The organism is Pseudomonas sp. NBRC 111138 (assembly GCF_001320835.1).
GTDB classification, from domain to species: domain Bacteria; phylum Pseudomonadota; class Gammaproteobacteria; order Pseudomonadales; family Pseudomonadaceae; genus Aquipseudomonas; species Aquipseudomonas paracarnis.
The window spans coordinates 40,540-61,410 of the sequence record NZ_BCBO01000031.1 but is presented as its reverse complement, the minus strand read 5'-3'; the positions used below and the strand labels follow the sequence as shown (position 1 = coordinate 61,410).

General features: G+C 58.7%; 18 protein-coding genes and 2 tRNA genes. 19 read left to right on the top strand and 1 reads right to left on the bottom strand.

The features are described 5' to 3' along the window. Positions 1–195 precede the first annotated feature (195 nt). The 6 genes from dnaJ to APH41_RS05990 all read left to right on the top strand — a co-directional run bounded on the left by dnaJ (position 196) and on the right by APH41_RS05990 (position 7,772). On the top strand, positions 196–1,320 hold the full coding sequence (gene dnaJ / locus APH41_RS06015) for a molecular chaperone DnaJ (RefSeq protein WP_054896114.1): 1,125 nt from the start codon (positions 196–198) through the stop codon (positions 1,318–1,320). A gap of 10 nt (positions 1,321–1,330) precedes the next feature. Then, the gene (gene dapB / locus APH41_RS06010; protein ID WP_054917982.1) at positions 1,331–2,137 is read left to right on the top strand and encodes a 4-hydroxy-tetrahydrodipicolinate reductase; all 807 of its coding nucleotides are present in this window, start codon (positions 1,331–1,333) and stop codon (positions 2,135–2,137) included. Positions 2,138–2,396: 259 nt separating this feature from the next. Then, positions 2,397–3,533, top strand: coding sequence for a glutamine-hydrolyzing carbamoyl-phosphate synthase small subunit (gene carA, locus APH41_RS06005; RefSeq protein WP_054917980.1), 1,137 nt, complete (start codon positions 2,397–2,399; stop codon positions 3,531–3,533). 105 nt (positions 3,534–3,638) lie between these two features. Then, a complete protein-coding gene (gene carB / locus APH41_RS06000; RefSeq protein ID WP_003194205.1) occupies positions 3,639–6,860 on the top strand; it encodes a carbamoyl-phosphate synthase large subunit in 3,222 nt (1,073 codons plus the stop codon). A 2-nt stretch (positions 6,861–6,862) separates the two neighbouring features. Further along, the gene (gene greA / locus APH41_RS05995; RefSeq protein WP_032873232.1) at positions 6,863–7,339 is read left to right on the top strand and encodes a transcription elongation factor GreA; all 477 of its coding nucleotides are present in this window, start codon (positions 6,863–6,865) and stop codon (positions 7,337–7,339) included. A 28-nt stretch (positions 7,340–7,367) separates the two neighbouring features. Beyond that, positions 7,368–7,772, top strand: a complete 405-nt coding sequence (locus APH41_RS05990; protein WP_054898019.1) for a hypothetical protein — start codon at positions 7,368–7,370, stop codon at positions 7,770–7,772. Positions 7,773–7,781: 9 nt separating this feature from the next. On the opposite strand, the gene APH41_RS05985 is transcribed toward APH41_RS05990, so the two are convergent. Then, on the bottom strand, positions 7,782–8,090 hold the full coding sequence (locus tag APH41_RS05985; RefSeq protein WP_003176146.1) for a YhbY family RNA-binding protein: 309 nt from the start codon (positions 8,088–8,090) through the stop codon (positions 7,782–7,784). Positions 8,091–8,197: 107 nt separating this feature from the next. Between APH41_RS05985 and rlmE the strand changes: the two genes are divergently transcribed. The 13 genes from rlmE (at position 8,198) to truB (ending at position 20,812) form a co-directional block, all read left to right on the top strand. Next, on the top strand, positions 8,198–8,848 hold the full coding sequence (gene rlmE, locus APH41_RS05980) for a 23S rRNA (uridine(2552)-2'-O)-methyltransferase RlmE (protein WP_014719954.1): 651 nt from the start codon (positions 8,198–8,200) through the stop codon (positions 8,846–8,848). A gap of 200 nt (positions 8,849–9,048) precedes the next feature. Next, positions 9,049–10,959 (top strand): ATP-dependent zinc metalloprotease FtsH, encoded by a 1,911-nt coding sequence (gene ftsH, locus APH41_RS05975; RefSeq protein ID WP_034127004.1) that lies wholly within the window; start codon positions 9,049–9,051, stop codon positions 10,957–10,959. A gap of 8 nt (positions 10,960–10,967) precedes the next feature. Beyond that, positions 10,968–11,819 carry a dihydropteroate synthase gene (folP, locus tag APH41_RS05970; RefSeq protein ID WP_054917978.1) on the top strand — a complete coding sequence of 284 codons (852 nt, stop codon included), beginning with the start codon at positions 10,968–10,970 and terminating at the stop codon, positions 11,817–11,819. A 16-nt stretch (positions 11,820–11,835) separates the two neighbouring features. Continuing rightward, entirely contained in the window at positions 11,836–13,173 is a 1,338-nt protein-coding gene (gene glmM, locus APH41_RS05965; protein ID WP_054917976.1) for a phosphoglucosamine mutase, read from the top strand. Positions 13,174–13,239: 66 nt separating this feature from the next. Then, positions 13,240–13,995, top strand: coding sequence for a triose-phosphate isomerase (gene tpiA / locus APH41_RS05960; protein ID WP_003194193.1), 756 nt, complete (start codon positions 13,240–13,242; stop codon positions 13,993–13,995). A gap of 4 nt (positions 13,996–13,999) precedes the next feature. Next, complete coding sequence (gene secG, locus APH41_RS27920) at positions 14,000–14,383, top strand: preprotein translocase subunit SecG (protein ID WP_003194191.1); 384 nt, start codon at positions 14,000–14,002, stop codon at positions 14,381–14,383. Positions 14,384–14,405: 22 nt separating this feature from the next. After that, positions 14,406–14,491 (top strand) — tRNA-Leu (locus tag APH41_RS05955). 96 nt (positions 14,492–14,587) lie between these two features. Next, positions 14,588–14,664: transfer RNA gene (locus APH41_RS05950), tRNA-Met, on the top strand. 140 nt (positions 14,665–14,804) lie between these two features. After that, complete coding sequence (gene rimP, locus APH41_RS05945; protein ID WP_032873230.1) at positions 14,805–15,263, top strand: ribosome maturation factor RimP; 459 nt, start codon at positions 14,805–14,807, stop codon at positions 15,261–15,263. A 47-nt stretch (positions 15,264–15,310) separates the two neighbouring features. Next, positions 15,311–16,792, top strand: a complete 1,482-nt coding sequence (nusA, locus tag APH41_RS05940; RefSeq protein WP_003194187.1) for a transcription termination factor NusA — start codon at positions 15,311–15,313, stop codon at positions 16,790–16,792. A 27-nt stretch (positions 16,793–16,819) separates the two neighbouring features. Further along, positions 16,820–19,336 carry a translation initiation factor IF-2 gene (gene infB / locus APH41_RS05935; protein WP_003194185.1) on the top strand — a complete coding sequence of 839 codons (2,517 nt, stop codon included), beginning with the start codon at positions 16,820–16,822 and terminating at the stop codon, positions 19,334–19,336. A gap of 159 nt (positions 19,337–19,495) precedes the next feature. After that, a complete protein-coding gene (gene rbfA / locus APH41_RS05930; RefSeq protein WP_003176137.1) occupies positions 19,496–19,891 on the top strand; it encodes a 30S ribosome-binding factor RbfA in 396 nt (131 codons plus the stop codon). A 3-nt stretch (positions 19,892–19,894) separates the two neighbouring features. Then, positions 19,895–20,812 carry a tRNA pseudouridine(55) synthase TruB gene (gene truB, locus APH41_RS05925; RefSeq protein ID WP_003176136.1) on the top strand — a complete coding sequence of 306 codons (918 nt, stop codon included), beginning with the start codon at positions 19,895–19,897 and terminating at the stop codon, positions 20,810–20,812. Positions 20,813–20,871: the final 59 nt, after the last annotated feature.

Genomic DNA, 20,871 nt, shown 5'->3' with positions numbered 1-20,871 from the left:
GCTGGCGGTGTGAACGGGAATGCTCCTGCTTTCCGAATGACAGTCACCGCGTTTTTGGCCGGCTCCCTGGCTAAAAGCAGTAATGACCAGGATCGTTGAATTGACGTGAGTTGGGTCCGGGCCTGTATTGGGGCTCAACGAGTTTGGCAGGGTTCAGGAGGGCCAGGTCGAACGTCCTTAAGAGTGCAAAGACTTATGGCAAAGCGTGACTATTACGAAGTGTTGGGTGTGGAGCGTGGCGCCAGCGAGGCGGACCTGAAGAAGGCCTACCGTCGCCTGGCGATGAAACACCACCCGGACCGTAATCCGGATAACAAAGAATCCGAAGAGATGTTCAAAGAGGCCAACGAGGCCTACGAATGCCTGTGTGATCCCAATAAGCGTGCGGCTTACGACCAGTATGGCCATGCTGGCGTCGACCCGAGCATGGGCGGCGGCGGTGCCGGTTTTGGGGGGCAGAACTTCTCCGATATTTTCGGTGACGTATTCAGCGACTTCTTCGGCGGCGGCCGGGGCGGCCAGCGTGGCGGCCCTCAGCGCGGCAGTGACTTGCGTTACACCCTGGAGCTGAACCTGGAAGAAGCCGTGCGCGGCACCAGTGTCAATATCCGTGTGCCGACGCTGGTCAACTGCAAGCCGTGCGACGGCTCGGGTGCGAAGAAAGGCTCCTCGCCGATCACTTGCCCGACCTGCGGCGGTATCGGGCAGGTGCGCATGCAGCAGGGCTTCTTCTCGGTGCAGCAAACCTGCCCGCGTTGCCATGGCCAGGGCAAGATCATTTCCGATCCGTGCGATTCCTGCCACGGCGAAGGCCGCGTTGAAGAGTACAAGACGCTGTCGGTGAAGGTACCGGCGGGTGTGGATACCGGTGATCGTATTCGCCTGTCGGGCGAAGGCGAGGCGGGTGCCCAGGGAGGCCCTACGGGCGACCTGTACGTGGTGATCAATGTGCGCGAGCACTCGATCTTCCAGCGTGACGGCAAGCACTTGTTCTGCGAAGTGCCGATCAGCTTTGTTGATGCGGCCCTGGGTGGCGAGCTGGAGATTCCGACGCTGGATGGTCGGGTCAAGCTCAAGATTCCCGAGGGGACTCAGACCGGCAAGCAGTTCCGCATTCGTGGCAAGGGCGTTGCGCCCGTGCGCGGTGGCGGTGCTGGCGACCTGATGTGCCGTGTGGCGGTTGAAACGCCGGTGAACCTGAATCGTCGTCAGCGTGAACTGCTGGAAGAGTTCCGCAGCTCGCTGGAAGGCGATGACTCGCACTCGCCGAAGACTACGGGCTTCTTCGACGGTGTAAAACGCTTCTTCGGCGACCTGTAAGGATCTGAATATGCGACGTATAGCCGTAATGGGCGCTGCCGGGCGCATGGGCAAGACGCTGGTCGAGGCGGTGCAGCAACGCTCGCCGGCCTCCGGGCTGACGGCGGCGATTGTTCGCCCAGGCAGTACGTTGATCGGCGCGGACGCAGGTGAGTTGGCCTCGTTGGGTCGCATCGGTGTCTCGCTGTCTGGCAACCTCGAGCAGGTGGCGGACGAATTCGACGTGCTGATCGACTTCACCCTGCCGGAAGTGATGCTGAAAAATCTGGCCTTCTGCCGTAAGGCGGGCAAGGCCATGGTGATCGGCACGACTGGCTTGAGTGCTGAGCAGAAGCAGTTGCTGGCGGAGGCGGGCAAGGATATTCCGATCGTCTTCGCCGCCAATTTCAGCGTGGGCGTGAACCTGTCGCTGAAGTTGTTGGACCTGGCAGCGCGCGTGCTGGGTGATGAGGCTGATATCGAGATTATCGAGACTCATCACCGTCACAAGATCGACGCTCCGTCGGGCACTGCGTTGCGCATGGGTGAAGCTATTGCCGATGCGCTGGGCCGCGATCTGTCGAAAGTGGCGGTATACGGGCGTGAAGGCCATACCGGTGCGCGTGCGCGCGACACCATCGGTTTTGCAACCGTGCGCGGTGGTGATGTGGTTGGTGATCACACCGTGCTGTTCGCCACCGAAGGCGAGCGCCTGGAGATCACGCACAAAGCCTCCAGCCGCATGACTTTCGCCAAGGGCGCGGTGCGTGCTGCGCTTTGGTTGGATGGCCGCGAGCCGGGCCTGTACGACATGCGTGACGTGCTGGACCTGCACTAAGCAGTAGCTAAAACGGGGGCTCAGGATTATCCTGTGCCCCCGTTTTTACCCGCTAGGCGACGTCCTGTCGCATTCCCCTGCCTTTAAGGCTCATTAGCGGTGGACCAAAAAAGCCTTTTTCTGTAAGCTACAGCTTTAGTGTGTCCACTAAAAGCGCGCAGAATAATTCAGTGAAGAAGCGGGGTGACGTGTCCATACGTCACTCCGCTTTTTTACAACCTGCGATCGCCCTTTCAGGCTTTATTTACGGGAGGTCTTCTTGACTAAGCCAGCCATACTCGCCCTTGCTGATGGCAGCATTTTTCGCGGCGAAGCCATTGGAGCCGACGGTCAGACCGTTGGAGAGGTGGTGTTTAACACTGCCATGACCGGCTATCAGGAAATCCTTACCGATCCTTCCTACGCCCAACAGATCGTTACCCTGACCTATCCGCACATCGGCAACACCGGCACTACGCCTGAAGATGTCGAGTCTGATCGTGTCTGGTCGGCGGGCCTGGTGATTCGTGACCTGCCACTGGTTGCGAGCAACTGGCGTAACACGATGTCGCTGTCCGATTACCTGAAAGCCAACAACGTTGTGGCGATCGCCGGTATCGATACGCGCCGCCTCACGCGCATCCTGCGTGAAAAAGGCTCGCAGAACGGCTGCATCATGGTCGGTGACAATATCTCCGAAGAGGCGGCGATTGCCGCGGCGCAAGGTTTCCCTGGCCTGAAGGGCATGGACCTGGCGAAAGTCGTCAGTGCCAAAGAGAAGTACGAGTGGCGTTCCACTGTGTGGGATCTGAAGACCGACAGCCACGCGACTATCGAGGCTGCCGATCTGCCTTACCACGTGGTCGCCTATGACTACGGCGTCAAGTACAACATCCTGCGCATGCTGGTCGAGCGCGGTTGCCGTGTGACCGTGGTGCCCGCGCAAACCCCTGCCAGCGAAGTGCTCGCGATGCAGCCGGACGGTGTGTTCCTGTCCAACGGCCCGGGTGACCCTGAGCCATGCGACTACGCTATCCAGGCCATCAAGGACGTGCTGGAGACCGAGATTCCGGTGTTCGGCATCTGCCTTGGCCACCAGTTGCTGGCTTTGGCCTCCGGCGCCAAGACCCTGAAAATGGGCCACGGCCACCACGGCGCCAACCACCCGGTACAAGACCTGGACACTGGCGTTGTGATGATCACCAGCCAGAACCACGGTTTTGCGGTGGATGAAGCCTCCCTGCCGAGCAATGTGCGCGCCATTCACAAGTCGCTGTTCGACGGTTCCCTGCAAGGCATCGAGCGCACCGACAAGAGCGCGTTCAGCTTCCAGGGCCACCCTGAAGCCAGCCCGGGCCCGAACGACGTAGCGCCGCTGTTCGACCGTTTCATCAATGAGATGGCCAAGCGACGCTGACTGAGTGGCCTGCGGGCGGCCCCGGATTGCGGTGGCCCCCGCAGGCTCTTCAAAGATTGTTCAAGACGGCTTGCCGACTGACCTGCGGATTTGAGTGACAAACCCATGCCAAAACGTACAGACATAAAAAGCATCCTGATTCTCGGCGCTGGCCCGATCGTGATCGGCCAGGCCTGCGAATTCGACTACTCCGGCGCCCAGGCCTGTAAAGCCCTGCGCGAGGAGGGCTACCGCGTCATCCTGGTGAACTCCAACCCGGCCACCATCATGACCGACCCGGCCATGGCCGACGCCACCTACATCGAGCCGATCAAGTGGCAGACCGTTGCCAAGATCATCGAAAAAGAGCGTCCGGACGCGCTGCTGCCAACCATGGGTGGCCAGACCGCTCTGAACTGCGCCTTGGACCTAGAGCGCGAAGGCGTCCTGGAAAAGTTCGGCGTAGAGATGATCGGCGCCAATGCCGACACCATCGACAAGGCTGAAGACCGTTCGCGTTTCGACAAGGCCATGAAGTCCATCGGCCTGGCGTGCCCGCGTTCCGGTATCGCCCACAGCATGGAAGAGGCCAACGCGGTCCTCGAGACCCTGGGCTTCCCATGCATCATCCGTCCGTCGTTCACCATGGGCGGCACCGGCGGCGGTATCGCTTACAACCGTGAAGAGTTCGAAGAAATCTGCGCCCGTGGCCTGGATCTGTCGCCGACCAAAGAGCTGCTGATCGACGAGTCGCTGATCGGCTGGAAAGAATACGAGATGGAGGTGGTCCGCGATAAGAAGGACAACTGCATCATCGTCTGCTCCATCGAAAACTTCGACCCGATGGGCGTGCACACCGGTGACTCGATCACCGTGGCTCCGGCACAGACCCTGACCGACAAGGAATACCAGATCCTGCGTAACGCCTCCCTGGCGGTACTGCGCGAGATCGGCGTTGAAACCGGCGGTTCCAACGTTCAGTTCGGCATCTGCCCGGACACCGGCCGCATGGTCGTGATCGAGATGAACCCACGTGTATCGCGTTCTTCGGCGCTGGCCTCGAAAGCGACCGGTTTCCCGATTGCGCGTATCGCCGCTAAGCTGGCTATCGGCTACACCTTGGACGAGCTGCAAAACGAAATCACCGGCGGCGCTATGCCGGCGTCTTTCGAGCCGTCTATCGACTACGTTGTGACCAAGCTGCCGCGCTTTGCCTTCGAAAAATTCGCCAAGGCGGATGCGCGCCTGACCACCCAGATGAAGTCGGTCGGTGAAGTCATGGCCATCGGCCGCACGTTCCAGGAATCCCTGCAGAAAGCTCTGCGCGGCCTGGAAGTCGGTGTTTGCGGCCTGGACGAGAAGCTCGACCTGAGCAACCCGGAAAGCATGAGCATCCTCAAGCGCGAGCTGACCGTGCCGGGCGCCGAGCGTATCTGGTACGTGGCTGACGCCTTCCGTGCCGGCCTGAGCGTCGAAGATATCTTCGGCATGAACATGATCGACCCGTGGTTCCTGGTGCAGATCGAAGATCTGATCAAGGAAGAAGAGAAGGTCAAGACGCTGGGTCTGTCGTCTATCGACCGCGACCTGATGTTCCGCCTCAAGCGCAAAGGCTTCTCCGACCAGCGTCTGGCCAAGCTGCTGGGTGTGACCGAGAAGAACCTGCGCACTCATCGCCACAAGCTGGATATTTTCCCGGTCTACAAGCGCGTTGATACCTGCGCCGCAGAATTCGCCACCGACACGGCCTACATGTACTCCACCTATGAGGAAGAGTGCGAAGCCGCGCCGACGGGCCGCGACAAGATCATCATCCTGGGTGGCGGTCCGAACCGTATCGGCCAGGGCATCGAGTTCGACTACTGCTGCGTACACGCCGCCCTCGCCCTGCGCGAAGACGGGTACGAGACCATTATGGTCAACTGCAACCCTGAAACGGTTTCCACTGACTACGACACTTCCGACCGCTTGTACTTCGAGCCGGTAACGCTGGAAGATGTATTGGAAATCTGCCGCGTCGAGAAGCCTAAAGGCGTGATCGTCCAGTACGGCGGCCAGACCCCGTTGAAACTGGCGCGTGCCCTGGAAGCTGCCGGCGTACCGATCATCGGTACCAGCCCGGACGCTATCGACCGTGCCGAAGACCGTGAGCGCTTCCAGCAGATGGTTGAGCGCCTGAACCTGCGTCAGCCGCCGAACGCCACCGTGCGCAGCGAAGACGAAGCCATCCGTGCGGCCAGCAAGATCGGCTACCCGCTGGTGGTGCGTCCGTCCTACGTACTGGGCGGCCGGGCGATGGAAATCGTCTACGAAGAAGAAGAACTCAAGCGCTACCTGCGTGATGCGGTGAAAGTCTCCAACGACAGCCCGGTGCTGCTGGACCACTTCCTCAACTGCGCCATTGAAATGGACGTGGACGCGGTCTGCGACGGTACTGACGTCGTGATCGGCGCCATCATGCAGCACATCGAACAAGCCGGCGTTCACTCCGGTGACTCCGCGTGCTCGCTGCCGCCGTACTCGCTGCCGGCGCACATCCAAGACGAGATGCGCGAACAGGTCAAGAAAATGGCCCTGGAACTGGGTGTGGTCGGCCTGATGAACGTACAGTTGGCGCTACAAGGCGAAGACATCTACGTCATCGAAGTCAACCCGCGTGCTTCGCGTACCGTACCGTTCGTGTCCAAGTGCATCGGTGTGTCCCTTGCCATGATCGCTGCGCGTGTGATGGCCGGTAAGACCCTGAAGGAAATCGGCTTTACCAAGGAAATCATTCCGAACTTCTACAGTGTGAAAGAGGCGGTGTTCCCGTTCGCCAAATTCCCTGGGGTGGACCCGATCCTGGGCCCGGAGATGAAGTCCACCGGTGAAGTGATGGGCGTGGGCGATACCTTCGGTGAAGCGTTCGCCAAGGCCCAGATGGGTGCCAGCGAAGTGCTGCCGACCGGCGGTACTGCGTTTATCAGCGTACGTGATGACGACAAGCCACTGGTTGCAGGGGTCGCCCGCGATCTGATCAACTTGGGTTTTGAAGTCGTGGCTACCGCCGGGACCGCCAAGCTGATCGAAGCTGCCGGCCTGAAAGTACGTCGCGTGAACAAGGTGACGGAAGGCCGTCCGCATGTGGTCGACATGATCAAGAATGACGAAGTCACCCTGATCATCAACACCACCGAAGGTCGCCAGTCGATCGCGGACTCCTATTCCATTCGTCGTAATGCCTTGCAGCACAAGATTTACTGCACCACTACCATTGCTGCTGGCGAAGCTATCTGTGAAGCGCTGAAGTTCGGTCCGGAAAAGACCGTGCGTCGCTTGCAGGATCTACACGCAGGATTGAAGGCATGAGCATAACCAAATACCCGATGACCGTTCAGGGCGCGCGCGCCCTGGAAGAGGAGCACGCCCATCTGACCAAGGTCGTACGTCCAAAGCTGAGCCAGGACATCGGTACGGCCCGCGAACTGGGTGACTTGAAGGAAAACGCCGAATACCACGCTGCTCGCGAGCAGCAGGGTATGGTCGAGGCGCGGATTCGTGACATCGAGGGCCGTATGCAGAACGCGGTGATCATCGATGTCACCACCATTCCGCATACCGGCAAGGTGATTTTCGGCACGACCGTGGAAATCGCCAACGTCGAGACCGACGAAAGCGTGACCTACCAGATCGTGGGTGAGGATGAGGCTGACTTCAAGCAAGGCAAGATCTCTGTCGGCTCACCGATTGCTCGCGCCTTGATTGCCAAGGAAGAAGGCGACGTGGTTGCCGTGAAAACGCCGAGCGGCGTCATTGAGTACGAGATTGTCGAAGTTCGTCACATCTGAAAGGCGGCGCCCGCTGCGTGCGGGCGCCATGCTTTGGCAGCTCTCTCAGATGCTTTGGGTGGGTGGCCTATGGCTGTTACATATTGGCGTGTTGCCGGCGTTGGGCCTGATTGGCCTGGCGCCGCTGCTGATCGATGAGATCGACGGATTGCTGAGTGCGTTGCTGGTGGGTTTTGCGGCGGCGTGCGTGATGCTTCAGGCGTTGGTGCTGATCACGGCCGAAGGCTTGAAGAGTTTGTGGCGGGATATTCGCGGGCAACTGCTGTTGATGGCGCTGTATGCATGCGCAATGTTTTGTATGGTGCATGTGTGGCTGCCGCAAGCGTTGCGCTGGCAGTTGTTCAGCTATCTTGTGCTAGGGTTCTCTGGCTTGGTGCTGGTTGCGCAGCCTGCGCCGGGATGGAGTGGCGGGGCGCGCGAAGCACGCCCTTGACCCTTTTCATCATTTGAAGCGATGAACGTTCGACAGTTGCTTGTTGACGCTGAAGTTCTTGCGATACAGCAGCGCCATCTTGCCGATGACCTGAACCAGGTCCGCTTTGCCGACCTTGCACAGTTCTGCAACGGCAGCCAGGCGCGCTTCGCGATCAAGGATGTTGACCTTGATCTTGATCAGTTCGTGATCGTTCAGTGCGCGCTCGAATTCGGCTAGCACACCCTCAGTCAAACCGTTGTCTGCCACAATCAGAACTGGTTTCAGATGGTGGCCAATGGATTTGTACTGTTTCTTCTGCTCTTGAGTGAGCGGCATAATCTGACCCCTGCGTCTGATCTTGTAAAAAGCGGCGGCCAGTTTACCCGAGCGAGTCCGGGACCGCCCAGTTAATCACGACCCGTTTTATTTTTTCGAGGTGGCCCGTGGCCCGTTCCAAAACCAGCCTTAAGTGGCTACAAGAACATTTCAATGATCCTTACGTCAAAAAGGCGCAAAAGGACGGCTACCGTTCCCGGGCCAGCTACAAGCTGCTGGAGATCCAGGACAAGGACAAATTGATTCGTCCAGGCATGAGCGTTATTGATCTCGGCGCGGCCCCCGGTGGCTGGTCCCAGGTGACCAGTCGTCTGATTGGTGGGCAAGGCCGATTGATCGCTTCGGACATCCTCGAGATGGACAGCATCCCGGACGTGACCTTTGTTCACGGCGATTTTACCGAGGACAAAGTATTGGCCGAGATCCTGGAGGCTGTGGGAAATTCGCAGGTAGACCTTGTGATTTCCGACATGGCCCCCAATATGAGTGGATTACCGGCTGTTGATATGCCGCGTGCCATGTTCCTGTGTGAACTGGCGCTGGATTTGGCGGGTCGGGTGTTGCGTCCGGGTGGCGATTTCCTGGTGAAGGTGTTCCAGGGCGAAGGTTTCGACGAGTACCACAAGAACATTCGCAAGTTGTTCGACAAGGTGCAGACGCGCAAGCCGGACTCTTCCCGTGACCGGTCCAGGGAGCAGTATCTGCTGTGCCGTGGCTTCCGCGGCGTCGAAGGCGCTGCAAGCGAAGAGCGTTTTTGAGAAACTCGAGGAGGGCGATAGGTTTTTTTATATCGCTTTCGTCACGAAGCTTTACGAATATTGCGTAGTCAAAGTTTCACAAAGGGTTACAGACGGCGCCTGCCAGAGTTGTAGGTAATGTAGTAAGTTAGGCCGGTGAATATCATGCGAAGCGCGCGCCAGTAGCGGAGCTTGCTTCAGAGGGTAGTTAATTGAACGATATGGCAAAGAATCTGATCCTGTGGTTGATCATCGCGGCTGTCCTGGTGACGGTGATGAACAACTTCTCCAGCCCTAACGAGCCGCAGACCCTCAACTATTCCGACTTCATCCAGCAAGTTAAGGATGGCAAGGTCGAGCGCGTAGCGGTTGATGGCTACGTGATTACCGGTAAGCGCAACGATGGCGACAGCTTCAAGACCATTCGTCCAGCCATTCAGGACAACGGTCTCATCGGTGACCTGGTGGATAACAAGGTCATTGTGGAAGGCAAGCAGCCTGAACAGCAAAGCATCTGGACCCAGCTCCTGGTGGCCAGCTTCCCGATCCTGGTGATTATCGCCGTGTTCATGTTCTTCATGCGCCAGATGCAAGGTGGTGCGGGAGGCAAGGGCGGGCCGATGAGCTTCGGCAAGAGCAAGGCGCGCCTGCTCTCCGAAGATCAGGTGAAGACCACCCTGGCTGACGTTGCAGGTTGCGACGAAGCCAAGGAAGAAGTCGGCGAGTTGGTCGAGTTCCTGCGTGATCCGGGCAAGTTCCAGCGCCTGGGTGGCCGTATTCCTCGCGGTGTGCTGATGGTGGGCCCGCCGGGTACCGGTAAAACCTTGCTGGCCAAGGCGATTGCCGGCGAAGCCAAGGTGCCTTTCTTCACGATTTCCGGTTCTGACTTCGTCGAGATGTTTGTCGGCGTCGGCGCCAGCCGCGTTCGCGATATGTTCGAGCAGGCCAAGAAGCACGCGCCATGCATCATCTTTATCGACGAAATCGATGCCGTTGGTCGCCATCGTGGCGCTGGCATGGGTGGCGGTCACGATGAGCGTGAGCAGACCCTCAACCAGTTGCTGGTAGAGATGGATGGTTTCGAGATGAATGACGGCATTATCGTCATCGCCGCAACCAACCGTCCGGACGTGCTGGACCCTGCGTTGCTGCGTCCGGGCCGTTTCGACCGCCAGGTTGTGGTCGGCCTGCCGGATATCCGCGGTCGTGAGCAGATCCTGAAAGTGCACATGCGCAAGGTGCCAATGGGTGACGACGTAGCTCCGGCTGTGATCGCCCGTGGTACTCCCGGTTTCTCCGGTGCTGATTTGGCGAACCTGGTGAACGAGGCTTCGCTGTTCGCTGCCCGTACTGGCAAGCGCATCGTTGAGATGAAAGAGTTCGAATTGGCGAAAGACAAGATCATGATGGGCGCCGAGCGCAAATCCATGGTCATGTCCGAGAAAGAGAAGCAGAACACCGCTTATCACGAGGCCGGCCACGCCATTGTAGGTCGCGTTGTGCCAGAGCATGACCCCGTCTACAAAGTGTCGATCATTCCCCGTGGTCGGGCACTGGGCGTGACGATGTTCCTGCCGGAAGAGGATCGTTACAGCCTCTCCAAGCGTGCGCTGATCAGCCAGATCTGCTCGCTGTATGGTGGCCGTATTGCTGAAGAAATGACCCTTGGCTTCGACGGTGTGACCACTGGTGCCTCCAATGACATCATGCGTGCCAGCCAGATCGCACGAAACATGGTGACCAAGTGGGGCTTGTCGGAAAAACTCGGCCCATTGATGTACGCCGAAGAAGAAGGCGAAGTTTTCCTGGGTCGTGGCGGCGGTGGGCAAAGCGCCAGCTTCTCGGGTGAGACAGCCAAGCTGATCGACTCCGAGGTTCGCAGCATCATTGACCAGTGCTACGGCACGGCCAAGCAGATCCTGACTGACAACCGTGACAAGCTGGACGCCATGGCTGATGCGTTGATGAAGTACGAAACCATCGATGCCGACCAGATCGACGACATCATGTCGGGCCGTACGCCGCGTGAGCCGCGCGACTGGGAAGGTGGTTCGGGTACTTCAGGCACTCCGCCTGTGGTGCAGAATGAGCGCCCTGAAACGCCTATCGGCGGCCCGGCAGCTGATCACTAAGGTTTGAAATGACTTCTGCTTTGTCCTCTACCCGGTTGCCTTGCGGCAACCGGGTTCTTGATTTGGCCCGGACGCATGTCATGGGCATCCTCAATGTAACCCCTGACTCCTTTTCCGATGGTGGCCGCTTCAGCCAGTTGGATGCCGCGTTGCGTCATGCCGAGGCGATGGTGGCTGCCGGTGCGACGCTGATTGATGTGGGTGGGGAATCGACCCGCCCCGGCGCCCGCGTTGTTTCTCCTTTGGAGGAGCTGGAGCGGGTGGCGCCCGTGGTCGAACGTATTGCCCGTGAGCTGGATGTCATCATCTCGGTAGACACCTCCACCCCGGCAGTGATGCGCGAAACCGCGCGGCTGGGGGCTGGGTTGATCAATGATGTGCGTTCGCTGCAGCGTGATGGAGCCCTTGATGCGGCCGCCGCAACGGGCCTGCCCGTCTGTCTGATGCATATGCTGGGTGAGCCCGGCAACATGCAGGACAATCCGCACTACGACGATCTGGTCGGCGAGGTGAGTGGGTTTCTTGCTGAGAGGATTGCCCAATGTGTGGCTGTGGGTATTGCGCCTGAGCAGATCATCCTCGATCCGGGGTTTGGCTTTGCCAAGACCCTGCAGCACAATCTAAGCCTGTTCAAACACATGGAAGCGCTGCACGCCCTTGGTCGCCCGCTGTTGGTCGGTGTGTCGCGCAAGAGCATGATAGGGCTCGCCCTTAATCGCCCGGTCGGCGAACGCCTGTATGGCGGCTTGGCGCTTGCGGCGCTTGCCGTGACCAAGGGCGCACGTATTTTGCGTGTGCATGATGTCGTCGAAACGGTCGATGTGGTGCGCATGCTCGCTGCTGTAGAATCAGCCGAATAAGAATGATGGAGTACTTATGACTAAAAAATATTTTGGCACCGACGGCATTCGTGGTCGGGTCGGCGAATTCCCGATCACCCCTGATTTCATGCTCAAGCTGGGTTGGGCGGCAGGCATGGCGTTCCGCAGCATGGGCGCGTGTCGCATCCTGGTGGGCAAGGACACCCGTATTTCGGGCTACATGTTTGAGTCTGCGCTGGAGGCCGGGTTGTCCGCCGCCGGGGCTGATGTGATGCTGCTGGGCCCCATGCCCACGCCGGCAATCGCTTACCTCACGCGTACCTTTCACGCCGAAGCCGGTATTGTGATCAGCGCCTCCCACAATCCTCATGATGACAACGGCATCAAGTTTTTCTCGGGGCAGGGCACCAAGCTGCCTGACGAGATCGAGTTGATGATCGAGGAGCTGCTGGATGCGCCGATGACGGTGGTTGAGTCGAGCAAGCTGGGCAAGGTGTCGCGCATTAACGACGCGTCAGGTCGCTATATCGAATTCTGTAAAAGCAGCGTTCCGAGCAGCACCAATTTCGCAGGCTTGAAGATTGTTGTCGATTGCGCTCATGGGGCGACCTACAAGGTGGCGCCGAGCGTCTTCAAGGAGTTGGGCGCACAGGTCACCGTGCTGTCGGCTCAGCCCAACGGCTTGAACATCAACGACAATTGCGGTTCCACCCACATGGAGCAGCTGCAGGCTGCTGTGCTGGCTGAGCATGCGGACCTGGGCATCGCTTTTGACGGCGATGGCGACCGTGTCCTGATGGTGGATCACACCGGCATGATCGTGGATGGTGATGACCTGTTGTTCATCATTGCCCGTGACCTGCATGAGCGTAACAAGCTGCAAGGTGGCGTGGTCGGCACTCTGATGAGTAATCTCGGGCTGGAATTGGCATTGGCAGAACTGGGGATTCCCTTTATTCGCGCCAATGTCGGTGACCGCTATGTGATCGCCGAACTGCTGGAACGTAACTGGTTGGTTGGTGGCGAGAATTCCGGGCATGTGGTCTGCTTCCAGCACACCACCACGGGTGACGCTATCATCGCCGCGCTACAGGTGCTGTTGGCCCTGCGTCGCCGCGAGGAGAGCCTGGCCCAGGCGCGCCAAGCCCTGCGCAAGTGTCCGCAAGTGCTGCTCAATGTGCGTTTTGCCGGTGGTGAAAACCCCATCGAGCACCCTGCTGTCAAAGAGGCTTGCGAGCGTGTGACCCAGGCAATGGCGGGGCGCGGACGCGTGCTGCTGCGCAAATCCGGCACAGAGCCGCTGGTGCGTGTGATGGTCGAAGGCGAGGACGAAACACAGGTTCGCGGCCATGCCGAAGACCTGGCAAAACTGGTAACTGAAGTTTGCGCCTGAATTCGGCTTGCCAGTGATGGTGTGGTTGGGTAACATCTGCGCCCACTTTGACCGACGGGGTACAGCATGCGTCGCACTATGGTAGCTGGTAACTGGAAGATGCACGGTACCCGCGCCAGTGTCGCTGAGCTGATCAACGGCCTTCGTCACTTGGCCTTGCCTAGCGGTGTTGACGTCGCGGTGTTCCCGCCTTGCTTGCATATCAACCAAGTGGTTGATGGCTTGAAGGGCAAGTCGATTCAGGTCGGCGCGCAGAACTCTGCGGTAGAGCCGATGCAAGGTGCGTTGACCGGCGAGATTTCGCCGAGTCAGCTGGTTGATGCGGGTTGTTCCTATGTGCTTGTCGGGCACTCCGAGCGTCGCCAGATGATGGGCGAGCGGGATGGGACGCTCAACCGCAAGTTCGCCGCAGCACAGGCTTGTGGCTTGATTCCGGTGTTGTGCATAGGGGAGACCCTTGAGCAGCGCGAATCGGGCAAGACTCTTGAAGTTGTCTCGCGTCAGCTGGGCAGCATCATCGAGGAGCTGGGTGTTGGTGCATTTGCAAAGGCAGTTATTGCTTACGAGCCGGTCTGGGCCATTGGCACCGGGCTGACTGCTACACCGCAACAGGCGCAGGATGTGCACGCAGCCATCCGCGCGCAGTTGGCGGCAGAGAATTCTGAAGTCGCACAAGGTGTGCGGCTTCTATACGGCGGCAGCGTGAAGGCGGCCAATGCGGTCGAACTGTTCGGCATGCCGGATATCGATGGGGGGCTCATTGGTGGAGCTTCCCTGAATGCAGATGAGTTCGGTGCGATCTGTCGCGCCGCGGGAAACTGAAAAAATGCTGGAAACAGTCGTAGTCGTTTTTCATCTGTTGGCTGCCCTGAGCGTAGTTGCTCTGGTTCTGTTGCAACAGGGTAAAGGTGCGGATGCTGGTGCGTCTTTCGGTGCAGGTGCTTCAAATACTGTGTTCGGAAGCCAAGGTTCCTCTACCTTTCTTAGTAAGTTTACTGCTATACTTGCCGCAGGTTTCTTCATAACCAGCTTAGGGTTAGGTTACTTTGCTAAAGAGAAAGCTCATGTGCTGACTCAAGTAGGTTTGCCAAACCCAGCAGTGTTGGAAGTTCCAAAAGCAAAACCGGCTTCTGATGATGTCCCGGTGCTTCAAGAGCAAAAGTCGGCTACTCCAGCGACTGACGTACCTCCAGCTCAAGAGCAGAAGTAGGAAGGGTTGTAAACGCTGTATTGCCGAGGTGGTGGAATTGGTAGACACGCAACCTTGAGGTGGTTGTGCCCATAGGGTGTAGGGGTTCGAGTCCCCTTCTCGGTACCAATTATCAGGAGAGCCCGCTGTTGCGGGCTTTCTTGTAGGTGGAAGGTTACATTGACCCTGTAAGGGATCGGTCGTATACTTCCGCCCCAGCTTTGTCGCGGGGTGGAGCAGTCTGGTAGCTCGTCGGGCTCATAACCCGAAGGTCGTCGGTTCAAATCCGGCCCCCGCAACCAGTTTTAGCGGAGCCCCTTTTAAGGGGCTTTTTGTTAGCTGGACACTTTCAACGCCGCTGTTCGACGGCGTTTCAAGGATGGGCGTTTCGCCCATTTTTTTATTTTGCACAGCATGCACATACATGCACGAGGGGGTTCAGGTGTCGAGCAAGCTAGAAGAGTTGCAGGCCTTGTTGGCCCCGGTGGTCGTGGCCCTAGGCTATGAATGCTGGGGTATTGAGTTTTCGGCTCAAGGTCGCCACTCAATGTTGCGCGTTTATATCGATAAAGAGGGCGGCGTGCTGGTGGACGATTGTGCCATTGTCAGCCGTCAGATCAGCGGTGTGCTGGATGTTGAAGATCCAATCTCCGTTGAATACACCCTTGAAGTTTCCTCGCCAGGCATGGAACGCCCACTGTTCACTATCGAGCAGTTTGCTAAATATGCCGGTGAACAAGTGAAGATCAAGCTGCGCTCCCCCTTTGAAGGGCGACGCAACTTTCAGGGCCTTCTGCGCGGTGTAGAAGAGCAGGATGTCGTGGTGCAGGTAGAAGACCACGAGTTCCTGTTGCCGATCGATATGATCGACAAGGCCAACATTATTCCCAGTTTTGACTGAGACGCGGATCCCGCGGATCCAATGGCTTGCGAAAGGCGAGGCGTACGATGAGCAAAGAAGTACTGCTGGTTGTTGAGTCGGTATCCAATGAAAAGGGTGTACCGGCAAGCGTGATTTTTGAAGCGTTGGAGCTGGCCCTGGCCACTGCTACCAAGAAACGTTTTGAAGACGAAGTAGATCTGCGTGTGGAAATCAACCGCCACACCGGTGCCTATGAGACTTTCCGTCGCTGGACGGTGGTCGAAGAGGACGATCTTGATGATCCGGCCATCGAAACCTGGCCAAGCAAGGTTGCGCAAACGCATCCGGGCGCCCAGGTTGGCGATGTTGTCGAAGAAAAGATCGAGTCGATCGAATTCGGCCGTATTGCTGCACAGACCGCCAAGCAGGTCATTGTGCAGAAGGTTCGCGAAGCCGAGCGCGCTCAAGTCGTTGACGCCTATCGCGAACGCCTGGGTGAAATCATCTCTGGCACCGTGAAAAAAGTTACCCGCGACAACGTGATCGTCGACCTGGGCAACAACGCCGAAGCGTTGCTGGCCCGCGAAGACATCATCTCTCGCGAAACCTTCCGTGTCGGCGTGCGTCTGCGTGCGCTGCTCAAGGAAATCCGCACCGAGAACCGCGGCCCGCAGTTGATCCTGTCGCGTACCGCGCCGGAAATGCTGATCGAGCTGTTCCGTATCGAAGTGCCGGAAATCGCCGAAGGCCTGATCGAAGTGATGGCTGCGTCCCGTGACCCGGGTTCGCGTGCCAAGATCGCGGTCCGCTCCAAGGACAAACGCATCGACCCGCAAGGCGCTTGCATCGGGATGCGCGGTTCGCGCGTCCAGGCAGTGTCGGGCGAATTGGGCGGTGAGCGTGTGGACATCGTCCTGTGGGACGATAACCCGGCGCAGTTCGTGATCAACGCCATGTCGCCAGCTGAAGTGGCGGCAATTATCGTTGACGAAGATGCCCATGCAATGGACATCGCCGTTGGCGCAGACAATCTGGCTCAGGCCATTGGTCGTGGTGGTCAGAACGTGCGTCTGGCCAGCCAACTGACCGGCTGGACCCTGAACGTGATGACCGAATCGGACATCCAGGCTAAGCAGCAAGCTGAAACCGGTGACATCCTGCGCAACTTCATCGAAGAGTTGGAAGTCGATGAAGAACTGGCACAGGTGCTGGTAGATGAAGGCTTCACCAGCCTGGAAGAGATTGCCTACGTACCGTTGGAAGAAATGCTCAACATCGACGGCTTTGACGAGGATATCGTCAACGAGCTCCGCGCTCGGGCCAAGGATCGTTTGTTGACTAAAGCCATCGCTACTGAGGAAAAGCTGGCAGACGCCCATCCGGCCGAAGACCTGCTCTCGCTTGAGGGTATGGACAAGGATTTGGCGATGGAACTGGCGGTGCGCGGCGTAATTACCCGCGAAGACCTGGCCGAGCAGTCTATTGACGATCTGCTCGACATCGACGGCATTGACGAAGATCGTGCCGGCAAGTTGATCATGGCCGCCCGAGCCCATTGGTTCGAGTAATTAGGCGCGGCCTGAGGAGAGAAGTGCATGACGCAAGTCACGGTGAAACAACTGGCCGATGAGGTCAAAACACCGGTAGAGCGCCTGTTGCAGCAGATGCGTGAGGCAGGTCTGCCGCACACCGCCGCCGATGAAGGTGTGAGCGATAGTGAGAAGCAGTCTTTGCTGACTCACTTGAAGAGCAGCCACAAGGCGAAAGTGGAAGAACCGCGCAAGATTACATTGCAGCGCAAAACCACCAGCACCCTGCGGGTTGCAGGTAGCAAGAGCATCAGCGTTGAAGTACGCAAGAAGAAAGTCTTCGTACAGCGCAGCCCGGAAGAAATCGAAGCCGAGCGCAAACGCGAGCTGGAAGAACGTCGCGCAGTAGAAAATGCTGCACGTCAGAAGGCTGAAGAAGAAGCCAAGCGTCGCGCCGAAGAAGAAGCGCGTCGCCAGCCTGCTGCTGCGCAACCTGCTGCCACTGATGCGGTCGCCGCCCCTGTTGAAGCTGTGCGTGAGGCTGCCCCGGCTGCCGCCGCACCTGCTCCTGCAGCAGACGCCCGCAAGCGCGACGAGCCTCGTCGTCCGGACAAACCACGTGCTGACGACAACAATCGTCGCGGTGGCGGTGGCGATGGCGAGCGTAAAAACGCTCCGCACCGCGCCTCGGTCAAAGAGAAAGCGCCTGCGCCACGCGTTGCCCCACGTACCACCGACGAAGAAAGCGATGGCTTCCGTCGTGGTGGTCGCGGCAAGGCCAAGCTGAAGAAGCGCAACGCCCACGGTTTCCAGAGCCCAACCGGCCCTGTCGTGCGTGAAGTGAAGATCGGCGAGACCATCACTGTGGGCGATCTGGCCCAGCAGATGTCGGTCAAGGCTGCTGAAATCATCAAGTTCATGTTCAAGCTGGGCACTCCGGCCACCATCAACCAGGTACTGGACCAGGAAACTGCCCAGTTGGTTGCTGAAGAGCTGGGCCACAAAGTGACCCTGGTCAGCGACACCGCCCTGGAAGATTCCCTGGCCGAGTCCCTGAAGTTTGAAGGTGAAGCGGTTTCCCGTGCGCCGGTCGTGACCGTAATGGGCCACGTTGACCACGGTAAGACTTCCCTGCTCGACTACATCCGTCGTGCCAAGGTTGCCGCAGGCGAAGCCGGTGGTATTACCCAGCACATCGGTGCATACCACGTTGAAACCGAGCGCGGCATGGTCACCTTCCTCGACACCCCAGGTCACGCCGCGTTTACCGCAATGCGTGCCCGTGGTGCCAAGGCGACCGACATCGTGATCCTGGTGGTTGCAGCGGACGACGGCGTAATGCCGCAGACCATTGAAGCTGTCCAGCACGCCAAGGCTGCCGGTGTTCCTCTGGTCGTTGCCGTGAACAAAATCGACAAGCCGGGCGCCGATCTCGATCGCATCCGTAGCGAACTGTCGGTTCACGGCGTGACGTCCGAGGAATGGGGTGGCGAGACGCCATTCGTATCGGTCTCGGCGAAAATGGGTACCGGCGTTGACGAACTGCTCGAAGCGGTCCTGTTGCAAGCCGAGGTCCTGGAACTGACCGCTACTCCATCGGCTCCTGGCCGTGGCGTCGTGGTGGAGTCCCGTCTCGACAAGGGCCGTGGCCCGGTTGCCACCGTGCTGGTCCAAGACGGTACCCTGCGCCAAGGCGACATGGTACTGGTCGGTTCGAACTACGGCCGTGTACGTGCCATGCTCGACGAGAACGGCAAGCCAATCAAGGAAGCAGGCCCTGCTATCCCAGTCGAGATTCTCGGCCTGGACGGTACGCCGGACGCTGGCGACGAGATGAGCGTAGTGGCTGATGAGAAGAAAGCCCGTGAAGTGGCTCTGTTCCGTCAAGGCAAGTTCCGCGAGGTCAAGCTGGCCCGTGCTCACGCCGGCAAGCTGGAAAACATCTTCGAGAACATGGGCCAGGAAGAGAAGAAGACGCTTAACATCGTCCTCAAATCCGACGTCCGCGGTTCCCTCGAAGCGTTGAACGGCGCCTTGAACGGCCTGGGTAACGACGAAGTGCAAGTGCGCGTTGTCGGTGGCGGTGTCGGTGGTATCACCGAATCCGACGCCAACCTGGCACTGGCTTCCAACGCTGTACTGTTCGGCTTCAACGTGCGTGCCGATGCTGGCGCTCGCAAGATCGTCGAGCAGGAAGGCCTGGACATGCGTTACTACAACGTCATCTACGACATCATCGAAGACGTCAAGAAAGCCCTTACCGGTATGCTTGGCAGCGACGTCCGGGAGAACATCCTGGGTATCGCCGAGGTGCGTGACGTGTTCCGCTCGCCGAAATTCGGTGCGATCGCCGGCTGCATGGTGGTTGAAGGCACTGTGTACCGTAACCGTCCAATCCGTGTACTGCGTGAAGACATCGTTATCTTCGAAGGCGAGCTGGAATCCCTGCGCCGCTTCAAGGATGACGCTGCCGAAGTACGTGCCGGCATGGAATGCGGTATCGGCGTCAAGAGCTACAACGACGTCAAGGTCGGCGACAAGATCGAAGTCTTCGAGAAGGTTCAGGTTGCTCGCAGCCTCTAACTCGCGCACTTCAGGAGCCGCGCAGCGTGTGGGCATGCAGATGCCCCGCGCAGCGTCAGGACTCTAAACGCAACGCCCGGTCTGGCTTTTGTCAGGCCGGGCGTTTGCCGCTTTCAGACCCCACGGGTTTCACCGTGTGGCAGTAACAGGTAACAAGACATGGCAAAAGAATACAGCCGTACCCAGCGTATCGGCGATCAGATGCAGCGTGAGCTGGCCCAACTGATCCGCCGCGAAGTCAAAGACCCACGCGTTGGCCTGGTCACCATTACCGCTGTTGAAGTGAGCCGTGACGTGGGTCACGCCAAGATCTTCATCACCGTGATGGGGCAGGACAACAGCGAAGAAATCGCGCAAAGCATCAAGGTGCTCAACTCCGCCGCAGGTTTCCTGCGGATGCAGTTGGCCCGTGAAATGAAGCTGCGCAGCGTTCCGCAGTTGCACTTCCACTACGACGAAAGCGTCGTGCGTGGCGCGCACCTGTCGGCACTGATCGAACGCGCCGTGGCTGAAGACAGCCAGCATCCGTCCACACCTGAAGACGCCAAGGAGTAAGCGGTGGCTCAGGTCAAACGTATCCGTCGCAACGTCAGTGGCATCATTCTGCTCGACAAACCCATTGGCTTTACCTCCAATGCCGCGTTGCAGAAGGTGCGCTGGCTGCTCAATGCCGAGAAGGCCGGGCATACCGGCAGCCTTGATCCATTGGCCACCGGTGTATTGCCGCTGTGCTTTGGCGAGGCCACCAAGTTTTCGCAATACCTGCTTGATTCCGACAAGGGTTACGAAACCCTGATGCAACTGGGCAAGACCACCACCACGGCGGATGCCGAAGGTGATGTTTTGCAGGTTCGCGACGTGACCGTTGGTCGTGCGGATATCGAAGCTGCCTTACCCGCTTTTCGTGGGCAAATCAGTCAGATACCGCCGATGTACTCGGCACTCAAGCGCGATGGCCAGCCACTTTACAAGCTGGCACGTGCGGGCGAAGTAGTGGAGCGCGAACCGCGTTCTGTTACTATTGCGCGCTTGGAATTGCTCGCTTGTGAAGGCGACACTGCCCGTTTGGCCGTGGACTGCAGCAAAGGCACCTATATCCGTACCCTGGTGGAAGATATTGGTGAGCAACTTGGCTGTGGCGCGTACGTTGCAGAACTGCGACGCACCCAGGCCGGACCTTTCACCTTGGCCCAGACGGTCACGCTGGAAGAGTTGGAAGCGGTGCACGCCGAGGGCGGCAATGAAGCGGTTGATCGCTTCCTGATGCCATCGGACAGCGGTTTGCTCGATTGGCCATTGCTGCACTTTTCGGAGCACAGCGCGTTCTACTGGCTCAACGGCCAGCCGGTACGCGCCCCGGATGCCCCGAAGTTCGGCATGGTGCGAGTACAGGATCATAACGGTCGCTTTATCGGTATCGGTGAAGTGAGCGAAGACGGGCGCATCGCGCCGCGTCGGCTGATTCGGTCAGAATGACCGAACGAGTGTGGCTGTTAACAGGCATGGTCAACACTCATTTTTAGATACAGGGATTT